The organism is Campylobacter sp. RM12637 (assembly GCF_020137645.1).
Lineage (GTDB): Bacteria > Campylobacterota > Campylobacteria > Campylobacterales > Campylobacteraceae > Campylobacter_E.
The window spans coordinates 119,004-139,691 of sequence record NZ_JACGAV010000005.1; the positions used below are offsets into that span (position 1 = coordinate 119,004).

General features: G+C 26.0%; 17 protein-coding genes. 5 read left to right on the forward strand and 12 right to left on the reverse strand.

The genetic code is table 11. The annotated features are described in order from the left end of the window. Positions 1-17 precede the first annotated feature (17 nt). From aspS to AVBRAN12637_RS04270, 3 genes are all read left to right on the forward strand, one after another. Entirely contained in the window at positions 18-1,775 is a 1,758-nt protein-coding gene (gene aspS, locus AVBRAN12637_RS04260; protein WP_336615373.1) for an aspartate--tRNA ligase, read from the forward strand. Positions 1,776-1,807: 32 nt separating this feature from the next. Beyond that, positions 1,808-3,727: a capsular polysaccharide biosynthesis protein gene (locus AVBRAN12637_RS04265; RefSeq protein WP_336615374.1), complete on the forward strand. Its 1,920-nt coding sequence runs from the start codon at positions 1,808-1,810 to the stop codon at positions 3,725-3,727. Positions 3,728-3,801: 74 nt separating this feature from the next. Next, positions 3,802-4,782: a hypothetical protein gene (locus tag AVBRAN12637_RS04270; protein ID WP_336615375.1), complete on the forward strand. Its 981-nt coding sequence runs from the start codon at positions 3,802-3,804 to the stop codon at positions 4,780-4,782. Positions 4,783-4,887: 105 nt separating this feature from the next. Here AVBRAN12637_RS04270 and AVBRAN12637_RS04275 read toward each other — a convergent pair whose 3' ends face one another. The 12 genes from AVBRAN12637_RS04275 to AVBRAN12637_RS04330 form a co-directional block, all read right to left on the reverse strand. Continuing rightward, a complete protein-coding gene (locus AVBRAN12637_RS04275; protein ID WP_336615376.1) occupies positions 4,888-5,538 on the reverse strand; it encodes an HAD family hydrolase in 651 nt (216 codons plus the stop codon). Then, positions 5,538-7,109, reverse strand: a complete 1,572-nt coding sequence (locus AVBRAN12637_RS04280; RefSeq protein ID WP_336615377.1) for an aldolase catalytic domain-containing protein — start codon at positions 7,107-7,109, stop codon at positions 5,538-5,540. The genes AVBRAN12637_RS04275 and AVBRAN12637_RS04280 overlap by 1 nt, the downstream gene beginning before the upstream one ends. A gap of 2 nt (positions 7,110-7,111) precedes the next feature. Then, the gene (locus AVBRAN12637_RS04285) at positions 7,112-7,780 is read right to left on the reverse strand and encodes an acylneuraminate cytidylyltransferase family protein (protein ID WP_336615378.1); all 669 of its coding nucleotides are present in this window, start codon (positions 7,778-7,780) and stop codon (positions 7,112-7,114) included. Between the two features lie 116 nt (positions 7,781-7,896). Continuing rightward, complete coding sequence (locus tag AVBRAN12637_RS04290; protein WP_336615379.1) at positions 7,897-8,571, reverse strand: nucleotidyltransferase family protein; 675 nt, start codon at positions 8,569-8,571, stop codon at positions 7,897-7,899. Next, a complete protein-coding gene (gmhA2, locus tag AVBRAN12637_RS04295) occupies positions 8,571-9,164 on the reverse strand; it encodes a D-sedoheptulose 7-phosphate isomerase (protein WP_336615380.1) in 594 nt (197 codons plus the stop codon). The genes AVBRAN12637_RS04290 and gmhA2 overlap by 1 nt, the downstream gene beginning before the upstream one ends. Beyond that, positions 9,152-10,171 (reverse strand): D-glycero-D-manno-heptose 7-phosphate kinase, encoded by a 1,020-nt coding sequence (gene hddA / locus AVBRAN12637_RS04300; RefSeq protein ID WP_336615381.1) that lies wholly within the window; start codon positions 10,169-10,171, stop codon positions 9,152-9,154. The genes gmhA2 and hddA overlap by 13 nt, the downstream gene beginning before the upstream one ends. 3 nt (positions 10,172-10,174) lie before the next feature. Next, positions 10,175-11,203 carry a GDP-mannose 4,6-dehydratase gene (locus AVBRAN12637_RS04305; protein WP_336615382.1) on the reverse strand — a complete coding sequence of 343 codons (1,029 nt, stop codon included), beginning with the start codon at positions 11,201-11,203 and terminating at the stop codon, positions 10,175-10,177. A 1-nt stretch (position 11,204) separates the two neighbouring features. After that, complete coding sequence (locus AVBRAN12637_RS04310) at positions 11,205-12,227, reverse strand: NAD-dependent epimerase/dehydratase family protein (protein WP_336615383.1); 1,023 nt, start codon at positions 12,225-12,227, stop codon at positions 11,205-11,207. A gap of 1 nt (position 12,228) precedes the next feature. Continuing rightward, positions 12,229-12,765: a dTDP-4-dehydrorhamnose 3,5-epimerase family protein gene (locus AVBRAN12637_RS04315; protein ID WP_336615384.1), complete on the reverse strand. Its 537-nt coding sequence runs from the start codon at positions 12,763-12,765 to the stop codon at positions 12,229-12,231. Positions 12,766-12,771: 6 nt separating this feature from the next. Next, positions 12,772-14,025 (reverse strand): protoporphyrinogen/coproporphyrinogen oxidase, encoded by a 1,254-nt coding sequence (locus AVBRAN12637_RS04320; protein WP_336615385.1) that lies wholly within the window; start codon positions 14,023-14,025, stop codon positions 12,772-12,774. A gap of 4 nt (positions 14,026-14,029) precedes the next feature. Continuing rightward, a complete protein-coding gene (locus tag AVBRAN12637_RS04325; protein WP_336615386.1) occupies positions 14,030-15,733 on the reverse strand; it encodes a hypothetical protein in 1,704 nt (567 codons plus the stop codon). After that, positions 15,726-17,933, reverse strand: a complete 2,208-nt coding sequence (locus AVBRAN12637_RS04330) for a glycosyltransferase family 2 protein (protein ID WP_336615387.1) — start codon at positions 17,931-17,933, stop codon at positions 15,726-15,728. The genes AVBRAN12637_RS04325 and AVBRAN12637_RS04330 overlap by 8 nt, the downstream gene beginning before the upstream one ends. A gap of 76 nt (positions 17,934-18,009) precedes the next feature. Between AVBRAN12637_RS04330 and AVBRAN12637_RS04335 the strand changes: the two genes are divergently transcribed. Beyond that, positions 18,010-19,026 (forward strand): glycosyltransferase, encoded by a 1,017-nt coding sequence (locus tag AVBRAN12637_RS04335; RefSeq protein WP_336615388.1) that lies wholly within the window; start codon positions 18,010-18,012, stop codon positions 19,024-19,026. Beyond that, a complete protein-coding gene (locus AVBRAN12637_RS04340; RefSeq protein ID WP_336615389.1) occupies positions 19,023-20,429 on the forward strand; it encodes a phosphomannomutase/phosphoglucomutase in 1,407 nt (468 codons plus the stop codon). The genes AVBRAN12637_RS04335 and AVBRAN12637_RS04340 overlap by 4 nt, the downstream gene beginning before the upstream one ends. Positions 20,430-20,688: the final 259 nt, after the last annotated feature.

Sequence of the window (20,688 nt, forward strand, 5' to 3'; positions counted from 1 at the left end):
CATGTTAAGGAAAGAAATTGAGAACACATTATAGCACTGAGCTTAGCATTAAAAACATTGATGAAGAAGTAGTTGTAGCTGGATTTGTAAATAGCTACCGCGACCATGGTGGAGTTGTATTTTTAGATTTAAGAGATAAAGAAGGTATTATTCAATTAGTATGTGACCCTGAAATAAACAAAAATGCTCACGAAATAGCAAGCAGCTTAAGAGATGAGTATGTAATAAGTGCTAAAGGTAAGATTAGAGCTAGAGGCGAAGGTTTAGTAAATCCAAGACTAAAAACCGGAGAAATTGAAATAGTATGTAGCGAAATTGAACTAATTAATAGTGCAAAAGCGCTACCTTTTGATATAAATGATTTAAATGTTAATGAAGAATTAAGACTAAAATATAGATTTTTAAGTCTTAGAAATCCTAAATTATTAGATAATTTTAAAAAGCGTTCAATCATTACAACAGCAGCTAGAAATGCTTTAACAAAATTAGGATTTATGGAAGTAGAAACTCCGATTTTAACAAAAGCTACACCTGAAGGTGCAAGAGATTATTTAGTTCCATCTCGTGTGCATGAAGGCGAATTTTATGCGTTACCACAAAGCCCACAATTATTCAAACAACTTTTAATGGTTGCTGGGTTTGATAAATACTTTCAAATTGCAAAATGCTTTAGAGATGAAGATTTAAGAGCTGATAGACAACCTGAATTTACTCAAATAGATGTTGAGATGAGTTTTTGCGACCAAGAAATGGTTATGCAAAATGCTGAAACTTTCTTAAGAGAAACATTTGCAAGTGTTGGTATTGCAATGCCACAAAATGTAAAAAGAATGACCTATAATGAAGCAATGGAAAACTATGGAAGTGATAAACCTGATTTAAGATTTGATATGCCAATGATTGATGTTGCACACATTTTTGCAAAGTCAAATAACGCTATTTTTAGCGAACCTGCAAAAGATACTAAGAAAAATCGTGTAAAAGCAATTGTTGTTAAAAATGGAGATAATATTTTTTCAAAACGCCAAATGCAAGGATTTGAAGAATATGTTAGAAAATTTGGTGCTAAAGGACTTGCGTTTATTCAAATGAAAGAAGATGGACCAAAAGGACCATTGACTAAATTTTTTGATGATGAAGGTGCTGAACTTATAAATTTCTTAAAAGAAAAAGCTGATTTTAGTGTAGGAGATGTAGTATTCTTTGGCGTTGGTGCTAAAAAAACCGTTTTAGATTATATGGGAAGATTTAGATTATTCTTAGCAAATGAATTAAAGATTATTGATGAAAATAAATTTGAGTTTTTATGGGTTGTTGACTTTCCTATGTTTGAGCAAAATGATGATGAAAGCTATTCGGCAATGCACCATCCATTCACAATGCCAAAAAATATTGATGCACCAATTGATGAAATAAGTTCTGTTGCTTATGATATAGTATTAAACGGAGTTGAGCTTGGTGGTGGAAGCATAAGGATTCATAGAAGCGATATTCAACAAAAAGTATTTAAATTACTTGGAATTAGCGAAGATGAACAAAAAGAAAAATTTGGCTTTTTACTAGACGCATTAAGCTACGGAGCACCTAGTCATGGTGGATTTGCAATAGGGCTTGATAGATTATTAATGCTAGTTACAAAGTCTAGCTCAATTAGAGATGTAATAGCATTCCCTAAAACTCAAAGAGCGCAATGCCTAATGACTGACGCACCAAGCAAAGTTGCTTATGCTCAGCTAAATGAATTACACATTGCATTAAAAGAAAGTAAAAAATAATTTCTCGCCCCTTAAAAGGGGCTTTTAATACTATGATTATTAGATATTTTAAACAATACAAACTTCGTAAAAATGTTAAAAACTTTTTAAATCTTTCTTGGCGTGATGCAAGTTGCAATGGTGTTTATTATGGCTGGGGAAGAAAGGAAAGTGGCAAAATAGCCAAGAAATTAGCTAAAAAAAATAATGCTAAATTTTGCTTACTTGAAGATGGGCTTATTCGCTCTTTAGGGCTTGGCATTAATGATAAAAATAGCTTGTCACTAGTATTTGATGATATTGGGATTTACTACGATGCAACCGCTGCTAGTAGATTAGAAAATATTTTAAATACTTACGAGTTTAGCGAAGATGAATTACAAAAAGCAAGAAAAGCTATCAAATATCTAGTAGATAATAATATAAGCAAATATAACAATGCTTACAAAGAATTTAAATTAGGGAATAAAGATAATGTTTTAGTGATTTTACAGAGTGCAAATGATCTATCACTTAAATATGGTTTAGCTAATAATATTAATTCACTTGATATGATTAAAGACGCAATCAAGGAAAACCCTAATTCTAAAATTTATGTAAAAATTCATCCAGATACACTAAATAGCAAAAAACAAAGCGATATAAACATAAATGAAATTCCACAAGAATGTGAGATTATAAGCGATAGTTATAATCCAATAATCTTACTTCAAAACTTTAAAAAGGTTTATACAAAAACTTCAACAATGGGGTTTGAAGCTTTACTTTGTGGGTGTGAATGCGTGTGCTATGGAATGCCGTTTTACGCAGGATGGGGAATTACAAGAGATAAACAAAAATGTGAGCGTAGAATAAAAATAAGAAATATTGAAGAAATATTTTATGCTATGTATTTTTTATATACGAAATATTATAATCCTTACTCTGAAAATGTTTCAGATATTTTTGATACTATGAAAACCATAGTACAATTTAGAGAAATTTATAAGGCTAATTCAGGGAGATTATTTTTCTTTGGGTTTTTATGGTATAAGAGATTTTATATTAAGCATTATTTTAAATCGGACAATAATCAAATAATTTATATTTCATCTCTTAAAAAACTTAAAAAATACAATTTAAATGAAAACGATAAAGCATTTATTTGGGGCAAAACATATGAAAAATCAGAACTTTTAAAGTATTTTAAAAATGTTAGTATTGTTGAAGATGGGTTTATTCGCTCAATTGGACTAGGTTCTAATTACGCCACACCCTACTCGCTTGTAGTTGATGATATAGGGATTTATTTTGACCCAAATACCCCAAGTAGATTAGAATATATCCTAAAAAATACTAATTTTAGCGATGAGTTAATAGAAGAAGCAAAAGAGATTAGAAAACTAATTTTAGATAATTCATTTTCTAAATACAATTGCTTAAAACATCAAGAATTGCCAAAAAGAAAACAAAAAACAATACTAATTCCAGCACAAGTTGAAGATGATGCGTCTATCAAATGTGGTGGTTTAGGATATGACACTTTAAAACTTATAAAACAAGTTAGAGCTGAAAATCCAGAGGCTTATATAATATATAAAGTTCATCCTGATGTAGTAGCTGGTAATCGTAAAGGACTTAAGGATGAGAAAATTATCTTAAAATATTGCGATGAAATTATAACTGATATTAGTATAGATAGTTGCATAAAAGCTTGTGATGAGGTTCATACTATCACATCAACAGCAGGATATGATGCATTAATTCGTGATAAAGTAGTGGTAACTTACGGAGCTCCATTTTATGCCGGCTGGGGTCTAACCATTGATAAAAACATAACTCCAGAAATCCTATCTCGCCGCGGAAGACAACTAAATATCAATGGGCTGATAGCTGGTATTATGATTATATACCCTAGATACTTAAGTTTTTCTAAAATGTTTGGAAAATGTATAAGTACTATCAAAAAGCTTGTTGCTAAAAAATCAATATAACTAACTATGCCATCAACACAATTTTAATATGTTCACAAATTTTCTATATCATAATTTAAAAAAAGGACATTGAGGTGCAAACAAAACAACCACACCCACAATTTAATAGTTCTGAAAGACAAATAAAATTACTAAATTATGCAGATTCTAACGAAATTGAACTTAAGAATGATAAATACGAAAATATATTTAGCGAAGATGAATTCAATAAAATTATTAATGAGTTTTTTCCGATGCAAGAAAAAGTACCAGCTACTACTTTGAAATACGACAATGAAGAGAAATTTAAAATAAAATGTGAAAATAGTATTTGCTCTCTAGGCATTAAATTAAACAAGGATAATATGATAGAAATTACTAAAACAGACAAGACATACACACATTTGGTGAAATCTGCAGCTTTATCTAGACAAGACTTTAATGGCAAAAGAATAGCTTTAGATTGCAATATACCAGCTAGCCTACTTTTCAAACTTAATGAACTATTCGATTCAAATATAGAAATAGAAATAAATGTAAGATTAGAGGAATATAACACCATAGTAGGTGAAAGTAGCTTAAATCATGAAGAAAAAGAAAGAGGTCTTGATTTTTATTCTTTGAAAGAAAACAATTTCTGCAAAGCGCTTTCAATTTTTTTTAACGAGAATGACTATGTTAAATTAGAAGATAAATTATATATCTATTCGAACGGAAGTGATGGTATATATTTTGAAGAAATTTTAGAAAATAATGATGAAAATCATAACGAACTCTTTAATAACATTAGATATACACATATGATTCATTGTATGCTTGATGCAAGTAAACAGTATTTTACTCATATTGACTATCAAATACTAAAATACTCAAAAGAGAGCTTTAATAATAAATTTAAAATTACAATTACTGAAGATGGTTTTAAAAGTCAAAAAACTCCAAGTAAATATAAATTATTTAGGATTGATAATGCAAAAATTCCAATAGAGGATGGAAAAATACTTTATAAGATAATAAACACATGTTTTTTAAATAATGACAGAATAATAGAATATTTTACGAAAAGAGATAGATAAAGCTATCATAATTAATATAATAAATACTGCTTATGCTGGTTATTTTTTAGATAAATTATTAACAATATAGCAAGAAATAATATTTTTGGTTTAATATTATTGTTTTTATTGTTTTAAGAAATCTATTATTTTGTAAGGATTTTTAGCACATAGCTTATTGGGATATGATTGTAAATCTTTTTCATCTTTAAATCCAAAACCATAAGTTACACCTATAAAATCTATTCCACACTCCATAGCACCTTTTGCATCATGTATACTATCACCTATCATGATACAATCACGCTGTGTAAGGTTAAAAAGTGCAATATTTGCTTTAATAATATCTTGCTTTGTCATCTTACTTTCTAAATCCGATCCTAATATATAATCAAAATAACTATTTATATTTAAATCTGAAATTAATTTTTTAGCATGATCATCTTTTTTATATGTAGCTATAGAAATATAACAATTTTGCTCTTTTAAATATTGAAGTAACTCAATAATACCATCATAAATTTTACAATCATTTAAAAAATATTTTTTATAAACATTTCTATAATACTGTGTAATATTATTTGTCAAGTCATCATCATATCCATAAACTCTTTTAAACGAATCAAACACTAACGGACCTATAAAACTTGCTTTTATTTCATCATCTAATTTTGGTAATTTATTTTCAACAATTGTATACTCTATAGCCTTTAAAATTCCAATAGAACTATCAACTAATGTGCCATCTAAATCAAATATTACTAATTTATACTTCATTACTCCACCATATATTTAGTTTGTGTTATAAATCTTATATCTATACTATTGCTTAATTCTTTTAATACAATAGATACAATCTCATTTCTATCATCAATATCTCTTATTTTGGATGTATTTTTTAAAGTAGCATCAAAATAATCATCCCCATCAAAACCATCACATCCAGCTATATTGATTGATTTTATACCACATTTTATTAGGACTTTAATTAACATTAAAAGTGAATTATCTGGCATTTTAGAATTATTTATATATGAGCCATAATTTAAAATATATTCATACTCTTTAATTTCATTTAAAATATTTGAAGTTATCATATAATTTTTATTACTTATTACTGCGCTTTTATATCTATTTATATTACTTACAAAAGCCAAATTACAATTATATAAATCAGTGAAAAAATTTAAACTAATAATATAAACATTATTATTTTTAACAAAATCAGAAATTTTATCTTGTTCACTTAGTATACTTTTACCAGACCCTAAGATTAAAATTTGTTTATCTCTCAACTCATTTGTTAGAAATTCAATAGTTTTATCATCATTAATTTTATGACTTTGATACTCCAAATATAATTGGTCTATTAAATTTTTATCATATCCTGATTTTTTATCATTTGGTATGCTTAATAAAATTGAATTAATTGCATCTATACTTATTGAATCCTTTTCCGATAAAAAAGAAGCATAATTTGGATGGCACTTATTAATAGCTGCTAAATAATAAGGTACATTATAACCCCAAGGGGTTTTTTTATATATTTTTTCTATAGAATTATCAATAGCTTTTAATATTGGTAATAAATTATAGTTTTTATCATAATTTTCATTCAAATGTTGCATCAATAGTTCTGTACATAAATTACCAGCACCCCTACCCATACCTCTAATTGAAGAATCAACAATTATTTCCCTTTTTGAACTATAAGCATACTCTAAAAGTGCTGTTGCATTTGAAAATGAAAGCTGAAGGTTATTGTGTGAATGAAAACCAATTGCAATATCATCATTCAAATTATGGTCAAAAATATCAAATATCCTAACTACTTGCCTTGGTTTCATTATACCCATTGTGTCAACTATTGAAACCCCATAAGGAGAAATATCATTAATTTTTTCAACAAGCTCTATCAACTCTTTATCACTATACTCATAAGTATGCATCGGATTTATAAAAATTTTATAACTCTTATTTTGAACAGCCTTACAATATTCCAAAGCATCGTTAATCTGAGACTTTTTAAATATTATCCTAAACCCATCAATTAAAAATTGATTATCAAAACAAGGTATTTCATCTATAGAATATCCACCATAAGTAATCATACCTAAATATTTTGTATCACTACTTTTATTTTGCAATATATTATTAAAATCCAAAATGTCATTAAAAAGTGTTTTATTATTATCATAAGTACATTTTTGCAAAAATCCAATTTCTACAAAATCAACACCACTTCTAGCCAAGCACTCATTTAAATGACTAATTACATTAAACCCAAAATTCCAATTATTTACATAACCGCCATCCCTTAAAGTGCAATCAAGTATCTTAATATTCATGTTTATCCATTTAATTTTTTATATAAAAACTCAGCAAATTCAAAATCAATTTCCTCATCAACATCCACACCTTCATATCTATCATTTATTACAAATAAAGGGTTATTACCAATTATTCTTTTACAATTTACCATATACTCCCTACTTATTAAATGCAATGCTGTATTTAAAGAATATATTTCCGGTAAATCTTGACTTCTTGGTTTAGCATTTTCATCATAATTAAGTGGCTTATTATCCTTATACATAAATAATTTTACTTCGCTTGCACTAACTACACAATCAAATTTATTTTTATCCATATTTTTATACATATCAATAGCTTTTATTATTGTTGCATCTTTTAAAAGTGGGTTAGTACAATCACAAAAAAGTACATCATCACAATCAATATTTTTTGCCAAATCTTCATATACCAAATTAATAAGAGAATCGCTTCTAGCAAATTTCTCATCTCTTTTAACTATGCTAGCACCAAGATTTTTAGCTAATTTAAGCATATCATCACAATTTGAATTAACAACTACATCTTCTATCAAACCAAAATCTTTAATCCTTAACATTTGTAATATTTTTATCTCTAACAATGAACTATCTGCAAATGGTCTAATATTCTTGTTTTTTACTCTTTGTGAACCAGACCTTACTGGTATTAACGCTTTTATATTCATAAAACCTCCATAATTTATACAAAAAAATATTTTCTAACACTAAAAACATTACATTTTACAAAGCAAAGCAACATATTAATATTGTTTAAGTTGTAAAAATATCTCCACCTATAATTTCAATAGCTATTATAAGTATTACAAAAATAATAATAGTCTTCAGGAATCCCAATATCGATAAAATAACCATTATCAATTATTGTCTCTATACTCAATTCGTTTACATATTTTGCTAAAAAATATTCAAATGAAAAAGATTTTTCTAGTTTAAAGCCAGTAAACAAATCTTTACTTAACAAATATGTGCCGCAATTAATAAAACCACATTCTTTATAATTTTTTTCACAAAACTCACTTATTATACCATTATTAATTTTAACAACACCATATCTACTTGAATTATTAATTTTTTTTAAAGCTATTTGAATACAACTATTTCTCAAATTCATTTTTCTTATGTCAAAATCAAAAAACGTATCACCGTTAAAAACATAGACATGTTTGTTAATAACAAAATCCAAAGCTTGTTTTATTGCTCCACCAGTTCCCAATGGTTCATTTTCTTCGCTATATATAATTTTAATACCAGAAAAAGAATCTTTAAAATAATTTTTAATAATATCTTTTTTATATGAGACTGCCAAAACAACTTTATTAATGCCATATTTTTTTAAATACAGTAAAATATATTCTAAAAATGGCTTACCATTAATAGGCGCCATTGGTTTAGGCACATCAGAAACTACACTTTGTAATCTTGTGCCAAATCCACCTGCTAAAATTATAGCCTCCACTAAAACCCTTTACCAAACATCTCTTCTTCTACAATAGCACAAATAATATGTCCTATTAAAATATGAGATTCTTGAATTCTAGGAGTGCAGTTAGATGGAACTTTAATTATAATATCACACAAATTATTCATTAATCCTCCATCACTTCCGGTCAACCCTATCGTTTTTATATCTTTTTCTTTACATACCTCTAGAGCTTTCAAAATGTTTTTACTGTTACCGCTAGTTGAAATAGCTATAAAAATATCGCCTGAAACACCATTGGCTTGTATTTGTCTTGAAAATAAATTTTCATACCCATAATCATTTCCTATAGCTGTTAAAATGCTAGTATCTGTAGTTAATGCAATAGAAGGAATTCCAGGTCTATCAAAATAAAATCTACTGACAAATTCTCCTGCAATATGTTGAGCATCAGCTGCACTACCTCCATTGCCTGCTAGTAAAGTTTTTTTATTATTTTTATAAGCATTTAATACTTCTAATGCAGCTTTTTTAATTTCTTCAATTACGCAAACATTGCTTAATATTTCTTGCTTAACTTTTATTGAATCAAAAATATGTTCTTTTATATAATTATTTATATTTTCCACGATCTAGTTCCTTCTTCTACAAAATGAAAATCAGCAATATATCCTTGCTCTTTATTTAAGATTTTTATTAAATCATATTTCTTAATGGGATCTATCATAAAAAACATAAACCCACCAGCACCTGCTCCACTAGTCTTTCCGCTATATGCTCCGTTTTGCATTGCAATGTTATAAATTCTTTCTATTTCATCGTTGGATACAATACCTGCTACAGTTTTTTTAGATTGCCATGATTTACCAAGTATATTTGCTATATTATCAAATTCGCCTTTCAATAAAGCTTCCTTCATACCTATAGCATCTTGCTTTATATTATGCATCGCTTGCAAAGATTTTTCATCACCTAATTTACCTTTCTTATGTTCTTCTAAATCTTTTGCTTCCCTTGTTATATTTGTAAAATACAAAACTATTCTAGATTCAAGCTCGCTTACAATCCAACGTTTAATCCTTAAAGGGTTAACAATTACTTTTTTATTATCATGAAATTCCATAAAATTAAAACCACCAAATGTAGCAGCATACTGATCTTGTGCACCACCTACTATACCAGCTTCTTCCCTTTCTACCTCATACGCTAATTTTGCTATGTCATATTCACCTAAAGGCAAATTTAACCATTCTACAAATGCTTTTAATATACAAACAACTAAAGTTGAACTTCCACCCAAACCACTTCCACTAGGTACATCAGAGTATGTATATAAACTAAAACTTAAAGGTTGTTTAATATAATCTCTAACAATACGATTATAAATTAATTTGTATAATCTCAAATCTCCATTATTTTCTAATAGACTACTAGAATTACATAATTCTTTTGTATTAAAATCTGATGATTCAAAATAAATTTTATTATCATCTCTTTCAATAATAGTGCAATGAACATATAAAGATATAGTGGCATTTAATACATAGCCTATATATTTATTACAATACAAATCTATATCTGTTCCACCACCTGCTAAACCTAATCTTAAAGGTGCTATACTTCTAATTATTTTCATATATTACCTATCTAGTGGAATTCTACCACTTTTAATTTCATCTCTCCAATGATTAAGTAAATCTTCAAACATTTTCCTAGCCGGAATCTCTGGTTTCCAATCTATAAAACTTTTTATTTTAGTATTATCAAACATCTGATAATCAGCGTCAATTGGCCTTAGTCTTTCACTATCTGTCTTTACTACTATGTCTTTTCTATAGCTAAAACTTAATAAAATATCAATAACTTCAGGTAATTTAAATGCTTCTTCTCCTGCTATATTAAATGTTTCTCCACATGGAACTTTATTATTTAAACTAGCTTGACTTAATAGATAATAAGCCCTTATTGCATCTCTACAATCTTGATATGTTCTGGTGCTAGATAAATTACCTACTTTAATAACTGGTTCTTGTAAGCCAGCTTCTATTAACGCTATTTGCTTAGCTACAGTACTTTCAAAAAACACATCACTTCTTCTTGGACCACTATGTGTTCCCATACGAGTTACAAATGTTCTTATACCATAAGCCTCTCCATAAAACTGACCTAAATAGTCCGTACCAATCTTACTAATACTATAAGGACTTGCTCCATGAAATTTGGTTTCTTCGTTTAATCTAACGCCAACTTTTGCTCTACCATAAACCTCACTAGATGAACATATATGAACCACTGGATGATACCCATCTTTTTGCTTTAACAAACGAATATTTTCTAATAAATTAGCTGTACCAATAATATTGGTCTGTAAAGTCTCTATAGGTATATCAAAAGAAGTTTTTGGATAAGATTGTGCAGCTAAATGAAATATAAAATCAGGTCTTTTATTTTCAAAAAGCTTTTGCATACTTGAAAAATCTGTTAAATCTGCATAAAATATCTCGACTCTATCTTTATTATTTATCCTTTTTGTTAGATGATAAATATTATCCATAGGCTCTTGCCATCTCATCATACCTATTATATAACAATCAGTGTTTTCTAATAAAAAATCAGCCAATTGTGAGCCAACTTGACCTGTAAATCCTGTAATCAAAACTTTTTTCATGTTAAATTCCATTCCTATCAATATACCAATTATACATAAATTGAATACCTGTATCTAAATCGGTTTTACACTTCCAACCTAACTTATTAATATTTGAAATATCTAGTAGCCTATTCATATTAGAATCTGGCTTTGATGCATCAAAAATAATTCTACCCTTATATTTTATCGCCATAGACATCATTTCTGATAGCTCTTTGATTGTAATGTCAACACCTGTCCCTATATTAATTAAACAATTTTTTTGAAAATCTATATTTGTATTCATTAAAAAAATACAAGCATCAGCTAAATCTTCTGAAAATAAAAATTCTCTTCTAGTATTTCCAGTACCCCATAATTCCAATCTGTCTTTAAAAATACCATTTATATTCAAAAACGAAATAATTTCATCTATTTTATATAAACCAGTATCTTTTTTTAATCCATCAAAATTATCTTCAAAATATAATTTTGCTAAATGAATTTTTCTCATCATTGCTATAAATACTCTAGATTTATCTAAATCCAGTTCTTTACACGGACCATAAAGATTTGTTAATGGAGTGAAAATAAATTGAGTACCATAGTCCCTATTATAATATTCAATCATCTTTGCACAATGAGCTTTAGCAAGCGCATATGGTTCTGCATGTTTATTGAAATATGAATTAAATAATTCTTTTTCTTTAATTGGATTAACAGAACTTTCTGGATACATCCAACTACTGCCTAAAGATATCATTTTTTTTACCTTATACTTATATGAGTTATGAATAATATTATTTTGTATCAATGTATTTTCATACAAAATATCTGCTTTATTATTTTGCCCTATAGGTATCATTTTAGCAGCAGTACAAAAAACATATTCTGGTCTTTCACAACTAAAAAAATCATCAACTCTTTTACAATCCATTAAATCTAATTCGGAATGACTTTTATATATTATATTTGTGTAACCTAAAGAAATTAATTTTTTTAATATTGCAGAACCTGCTGTACCCGTATGTCCAGATATATAAATTTTAGATGTTTTAGTCATTTTATGCCTCCATAATTAAATCTCTTTTAGATAATATTGGATTTTTACAAGACCAATTTATTCCGATTTTACTGTCATTCCATGCTAATGTAAATTGTTTATCAGCATCAGTGTAGTCACCACTATAAGCACATTTATAATAATAAATAGCTAAATCACTTTTTACATAATGTGCGTTTCCCATATTTGGAGGTAATAACACAATAAATTGGTTCTCTGGATTAATAATAAATTTTTCATATTGCATATAAGTTTGGCTTTCTACTCTACAATCCACCACAACCTGTTCTATTTCTCCATATAGACATGTTACCAACTTATAAGTATTTGCATCTCCATGAATACCTCTTAATACATTGTACCTAGAAGTAATAAACTTATCATGGATAAATTTAATCCCTTTAGGCAATAAAACATCTAAGTCTTTACTAATAAACGCACTCCATATCTCACCTCTTAAATCCTTAAATTTATTTGGCTTAACAATATAAACGCCCTTAATCTTTTCAGATTCTATTATTTCAAATTCTATTGCCATTTTTTCTCACTTGTAATTACTTATTATTTTTTTAGATAAATCTATCGAACGTTTTATGCAAATATCCATATTATAATATTCCCATTCACCAAATCTTCCATGAGAAATAATCCCTAATGAATTCAAATAGTCTACACAAATCTTTTTAACCTTAGTATAATTTAAATCAAAAAACACATATGCATGTTCTGTAACATTATAATCCAAAGGTTTTGTTAAGTATTTAATTTTTTTACCTTCTCTATATAGTTCGTCAAAAGAAATGTTGCCAATACTTTCTGTTATGCAGTAATTTTTTACAGGTCTAAACAAAGCTCCAATATTTGATAACCTATGAATTTTATTATCTTTACTTGGTATATATGCCCAAGTAGCATCTAATTCTCCATCCGTTTCCCATAACATATTTGAAACTTTATTATATTTTAACTTTTTAAAACTGTCCATTACTTCACTAGGTATATTAAAATCTATTTTTTTATATATTTCATTTAATGGTGAAGTATTTATAAGTAAATCATATTTTTTTTCGCCATTCACAATATATTTTTTATTATTATATTCAATTTTTTCAACAACATAGTTTAACATAATTTTAAAGCTACCATTATTAAATGCATCTATAAAAGTATTTTGATTATTAGTCTTTGGATAATAAAAACAAGCATGAGCCATATCATCAGTATTGCTATCTATTAAACCTTTAAAAAAAGATTCTTTAGAAGGAACTGGTAATTTCATCTGCTTATCATCTACAATCCATGAAAAATCCATATTTTTAGGTTCAATTCCCCAAATTTTAGTATTATATGGTATAAAATACTCTCGTGATAAAGTTTTTCCAAAATGATTTATAAACCATTCTTCTAAATTATTACCGTTTTCATAATTTGCTTCAAACATTTCTTTAGTGATATTAAAAGCCATTGATTTATCTAGATTATATACCTCTTTAATTGCAAATTCAATTGGATATGATATCCAAGTATTTTTAAACCAAATCTTTGCATTTCTATTAATTTTATTCCATCTATCTTTTTCTAAAATATCATTAAATACAAAATCCATAACATCATCATATTTAGAATTAAAACAATGTCCTCCATTTATATGATAAGCAATACCATTAACATCTCTTGTTCTTGCAATACCACCTACTTGCTGTAAAGCCTCTAATATTTCCACATTATAACCATTTTTTACTAATATTCTAGCTAGAGACATCCCTGAAATTCCAGCGCCTATTATGCATATATCCATATTTTTAGTCCTTTCTTTTATTTTTATAAATATTATATAGCTTAAAAGGAAGTATTATTAATTCGCCCTTTAAAATATTTTTAAACGAATAAATAATAGTTTTTCCTATCAAATACTCATAACTATTCTTTATCTGCATAACCTTATCGTAATCATAATAATTTTTATTGTTGTTTTGTTCAATAACTTGACTTTTTATAAAATAAAACTTATTAATATCTCTAGGTAAGATAAAAAATATCTTAAATATTTTAGTATAAAAACTACCACTAGTTAGTGCTTGTCCTAATATATAAGACAAATGATTATAGGTTATAAATTCACCAGAAGAAGAAACAATTTTTTTGTTATGTACTATTTGTTCCAGATAAGAATTTGTAGAGATGATATTTTCATTAATATAGTTAATTTTAGTAGTGTTAATTATGATAATAATTTTTAAATAATTTATATATTTTAAATTACCTTTGTAACTTATAATTTTATTGAAAATATATGCAAATCTTCTTTTATGATGACTAAATAAAACTTCTAAAAACAAAACTAATTTATTATTTTTTTCTATGCTATATAAAAAAGTATTAAGCGCATTGTATTTTTTTAATTTTAAAAGTAATATCATTTTAAATATTAAAAATGTTTCGTTTGTATTGTCTAGTTCATAAGCTTTTTCATAGCATTTTATTGCTTTGTTATAATTCCAAAATCTTTTTTTATAAATATCACCCAATCTAGAATATGCCATAGCTTGTTGCATTTTATGCAAATTTAAAATTTGATTATTTTTTAAAATATATTTTATTTGCTTTCTATCTGAATACATATCATGATATGAAAATAGTATATTTTTTCCTGATATCATAGCAGATGTTTTAGAAAAAGCACTCTCCTTTGCCGAAATAATTTTATTTGACTTAGACATAAGTATTAACTCAAAAAATGCCCTTTCGTTACTATCATAATTTAAATCTATAACTTCATCTACAAGGATAATATTTTTATTAGTATTTTTAAATAATGCTTTAAGTGCTTTATTTGAATCTATATCTTGCCCAAAAAGAACAACAGTAGTTGATTCTTGATTAGTTTTAAGTATTTCATACGCTATTTCATAAGGAAAATAACGTTCATTAATAATCCAATCTAAAGTTAGTCTTCTTGATGGGCCATATATCATTTCACCACCTCTAATATGTAAAGATACAAAATTATTATTTAATTCTGAAGCAAATTTTTCTGCTTTTTTTATAATTCTTTTATATTTATCAGAAAATTGAATTTCATTAAACGCAACACCTAAATCATAATAACATTCATCTATTGGATATTTTTTTATCCACAATGTAGGAATTTTATCCGTGGAAAACCATCCAATTTTCATTTCCTTAGTATTTTTTAATTCACTAATGCTTCTCTTTTTTTTAGAAATATTTTGACCATGATTTGGATATATATATTCTTTATATAAATAACTATCTAAAAAATTTTTACTAAAAATTTCCTCTTTTTTAGGAATATCATTAGCTATATAATTAACATTCAATTTATTATTTACACTTCTTATATTTATAAAATCCAAATCCATAGATTCTGGCCATATAAAATTAAATTTCATTTCTAATTTTTTTGCAACTGCAATAGCAACAATCAAAGATGAGAGCCTCATGCCAAAACCATCTGGTTTTGCAGATATTATATATTTACCCATTATTATCCTTTGTATTTAATAAAAATTCTTCAGTATATTCATCATGAAATATTCCTTTTAACCCTATTGGGTTAATAGATATTATCTGCGTTGCAGGATAATAAATATCAGCAAATTTTTTAAATTTTTTCCACCCATTAATAATTATTTTAAAATCTGTGCTCCACTGTAAATTTTGATTTGCACCATCATAATATCCATTATACGAAGAATCACATCCAACAATATAGATTTTTTTAGCCCCAGTAAACAATGCAAAATGGAATGCATGATGTGCAATTGTATAAAAATCGCTTAATGGATAAATAGAAATATCATCAAATATTTCTCTTGTATAGCTACTATCCAAATCTCTATTAATATAATAAAAATCTACATTATTTAATGTTAAAAAACTATTTGGAATACGTAATTTATTTTTCCAATGATATTTATCATGTTTGTAATTATCAAACATATTAAAACCAAAAAATATTTTAGTATTATTACTTATATTTGCTAATTCGTTAATATAACTTTTAACGCCTTCATAATCTGCCATAAATAAAAAGTCTAATTCAAAATCACGAAAAACTCTATTACATCCAATATAAATCTTGTTTGGATCTTTTTTATAATATTTTAATGTTGGACCCGATCCTAAAATTACAACTTCGTTATTTTTATATATATTTCTATACTTTGAAAAAACCAACGAGTGTTGCTTATAACAACCTATTAAATTCTCGTAATGTGATTTAAGTCTATATTCTAAAATTCTATTTTCTTCTTTTATTGTTGAAATAATCTTGCTTACATCCAACTCTATTGTTTTCTTAATCTTAAAAACAGGAATTCCTATAATTTTATAAATTTTAACATTATTCAAAATTCTCTTCGTAAAAATTGGAATTTCAAAAATTCTAAACATATAAATATTTTCATTACACCTATTTCTAAAAATAGGAAGTCCTAAAATTTTAATCTGTGTTTTATCATTTTGAATTCTCTTCGTAAAAATTGGAATTTCAAAAATTCTAAACATATAAATATTTTCATTACACCTATTTCTAAAAATAGGAAGTCCTAAAATTTTAATCTGTGTTTTATCATTTTGAATTCTCTTCGTAAAAATTGGAATTTCAAAAATTCTAAACATACTAATTTTTGTATTTTTTTTACTTCTAAACAAAGTTAATCCAAATGAATTTATAAAATGATATACCGTGTTATCTTCATATAATTTTATATTTTTCAAACTGTTTATGTTTTTAAAAAAAAGATTATAATAATAGATATTATTTATTTTATCCTCACCTATAACTTTCTTAATTTCTAATGTTTTTTTGTTTATATTCTTTAAAAAATAATTCTTTTCAAAAGCTTTGCATTTAACATACCATGATCTTACAAAAAAATAAAAAAAGTTAACAAATAATTCAGCATCCTGCGTCTTTAGGTTATCATATATAAATAAAAAAACCTTACCTATAGTATTGTAAAAACCCAACTCCTTCAGAGTTTTATCTTTAATAACAGTAGTAGCACTTTGTTCTCTATTAATATTATATGTGTGTAATCTATCATTTATAAACATTAATTTGGGCTTTTTTGAATAACATTGTAATAAAAAATAGCCATCTTCATAGTATTTTAAATTACTAAAATATAAATTATTATTTAATAAAATTTCTCTTTTTATTATTTTATTATGCAATGTCATATTTATAAAATATATAAATTTTTTATAACAATCATATTCTATTATTCTATATCTTAAATTTTCATCTACTAAATTGTTGAAATTATTATACCAACTATTATTTAAAAACTTTTCCTTCTGACAATCAAAAACATTTATGTTAAAAATTAAAATATCAGGGTCACAATCGATATAGTTTTTGATTGTAGATATTGAATTTAGTTCAATATTATCATCAGAGTCAATAAACCATATATATTTACCTTTGGATTTTAAAACACCTATATTTCTCGTACTACCCACTCCTAAATTTTTTTCATTTTCAATAATATACAAGTTCTTAAAATCTTTTTTCAATTCTTTTAATATTATTAAACTATTATCAGTAGATGCATCATCTATACATATAATTTCTATATCATCACAATTCTGAACCTTTATACTGCTTAAAATTTGTTTAATATATTTACCCGTATTATAAACTGGAATAATTACTGATATTTTTGGTAGTACCACCATGTATAAACCCTTATTTTTACTTTATTTTACTATAGTAAACAAAAAAAATTAACATTTGTATTTAAAAAGGACTGTATTGGAATTAACAATAATAACTGCTGTATCTTACAATTCTAAAAAACATTATGTATATAAAAGAGCTTTAGAATTAATTGAATATTTTAAAAATAAAAAATATCAGTTAATCATCACCGATTCAAGCAAAAATAAGTATCTGATATCAAAATATCAAAATATTAAAATTATACAATTAAAGTACCAAAGCATATTTTCACCTGCTATAACAAGAAACGAAGCAATTAAATCAGCATCTAATAAATATATAATGTTTTATGATGTGGATATGTCAGTAGGTTATAATTTTTTTGATAAACTAGAAGAAAAAATTATAAAAAAATTAGAAAGAAAAAATAATAATTTTATACTTCTACCTTTTATATATCTTACAAAAGAAGGAACAAAAGTATTTGAAAAGAACAAAAACATTCAAGAAATTAAAGATGATTTTTTAAAAGGTAACAATAAGTTAGTTAAAAACATATCGCTAAATAGTTCAGCTATGGTTATTAAAAAAACATACCTTGAACATATTGGATTATTTGATACAGATTTCATTGGTCATGGAGGGGAAGACTTTGAATTAATCCATAGATTAATAGCAAATAACCCACATTCTAAAAAACCAAATGACTATTATATTAACGAAACTTCCAATATAGTTGCAAACCTTAAAGGGTTTAGAAGGTATATGGCATATTATACATTACCTTTGCTATTTGAGGATTTATTTTTAATTCATAGATGGCATAATTGGCCAATTTTTAGTAAATTTTATATGTTAAAAAATAATAACCATGAAATTTTAATTAATAAAATGAAATCATATGACCTACTAAATAAAAATAAACTTTGGAATTCAAACAGAACTGCCATAAAATATAATAAATATATAATTAATTTATGTAAGCAATATAAAATAACCAATTACGAAGGTTTATTTAAAGAAAAAAATATAATTTTAAAAAAAAATAACTTTAAGCAATATATAAGAAAAATATTATTTTTCTATTTAGTTCAAAGGAAAACAAAATGAAACACATATTTAGAGAATACGATATTAGGGGGATTTTTGGGACTGAGATTAGTCCTAGTTTTACTAAGGCTTTAGGTTTTGTAATAGGTAAAATTATACTTAGTAAAAACGCAAAAAGCGTAAGCGTAGGCTATGATGCAAGACTTAGTAATAAAGTCTTAAATAATGCTTTAATTTATGGGCTAAATCGTGCAGGAATTAAGGTTTATTCACTTGGACTTGTTCCTACTCCACTTGGGTATTTTAGCAATTATGCTTATGAAATTGATGCAAATATTATGATAACAGCATCACATAACCCTAAAGAATACAATGGCTTTAAAATCACTATAAATAAAGAAAGTTTTTTTGCAAAAGAGCTTAGTGATATTTATACTGAAGTTGCAAATCACATAAAAGATTTTGATGATAAGATTGAAAATGCCGAATATGAAGAATTAGATATTAAAACAAAATATATTGAGTTTTTGCAAAAAGAATTCGCTCATCTTAAAAACGCCAATATAAATCTAGCAATTGATACGGCTAGTGGTGCAGCTTGTGAAGTTGTAGCAAACATTTTAGATATTTTAAATATTAAATATGCTCACTATTTTAGTGAATTTGATGGTGAGTTTAAATCTCACGAGCCAGATCCAACAGAAGAAGAAAATCTATTTGCTATTAAAAATGAGCTTAATTTTAGCAATTTTTCTCATCATTGCCCTACTCCACTTTATAAAAATAACTATGTTAAAAATACTGCGACACTTGGCTTTGGTTTTGATGGAGATGCTGATAGAATTGTATGTGTTTTAAAAGATAAAATCATTAAAGGTGATGAGCTTTGCTATCTATTTGCAAATAATATTAAAAATCCTAAAATCCTTTGTGAAGTTAAATGCTCAAAAGTAATTTTTGATAAAATTAACGAGCTAGGAACTTGCTCAATGTGTAAAACAGGTCATTCAAATATCAAAAAAGCTATAAAAGAATTAAATGTAGATTTAGCAGCAGAACTTAGCGGACATGTATTTTTTAATGACAAATATTATGGATACGATGATGCGATTTATTCTATGCTAAGAATTATTGAGCTATATTTAAAAAATCCTAATTTTATTGATATTTTAAATAACTTACCTAAAGCATATTCAAGTAATGAAATAAAAATAAAAGTAAATGAAAGTGATAAATTTAATATAATAAATACTTATAAAGAAAAAATAAAATCTCTTAATCTAAACGCTAAGCTAATTGAAATTGATGGAGTGAGATTAGAATTTGAAAATGGATTTTCACTACTTCGTGCAAGCAATACTAGCCCTTATTTAGTAGCTAGATTTGAAAGTATTAGTGAAGATAAATTAAAAGAAATCAATGAATTTACCTTTAAACTTTTAGATGAAATAATTAAAAATTAATTAGTTAATAAGTTTAGGTTAATATAACTAAAAAATTTTTAAAATACCCCCCCCCACGCTCAATATTACTAAATTGTGGGGGTAGTATTCTAAGTGAAAGAAAGTATGAATATAAATAGTTTAATAAGTAAATTTAATAATGAAAATATTTTATTTTTACAAGGACCTTTAGGGCCTTTTTTTAAGCGTTTTAGCAAATATCTTAATAAAAACAATAAAATATACAAAATTAATTTTACGGCGGGTGATTTTATATTTT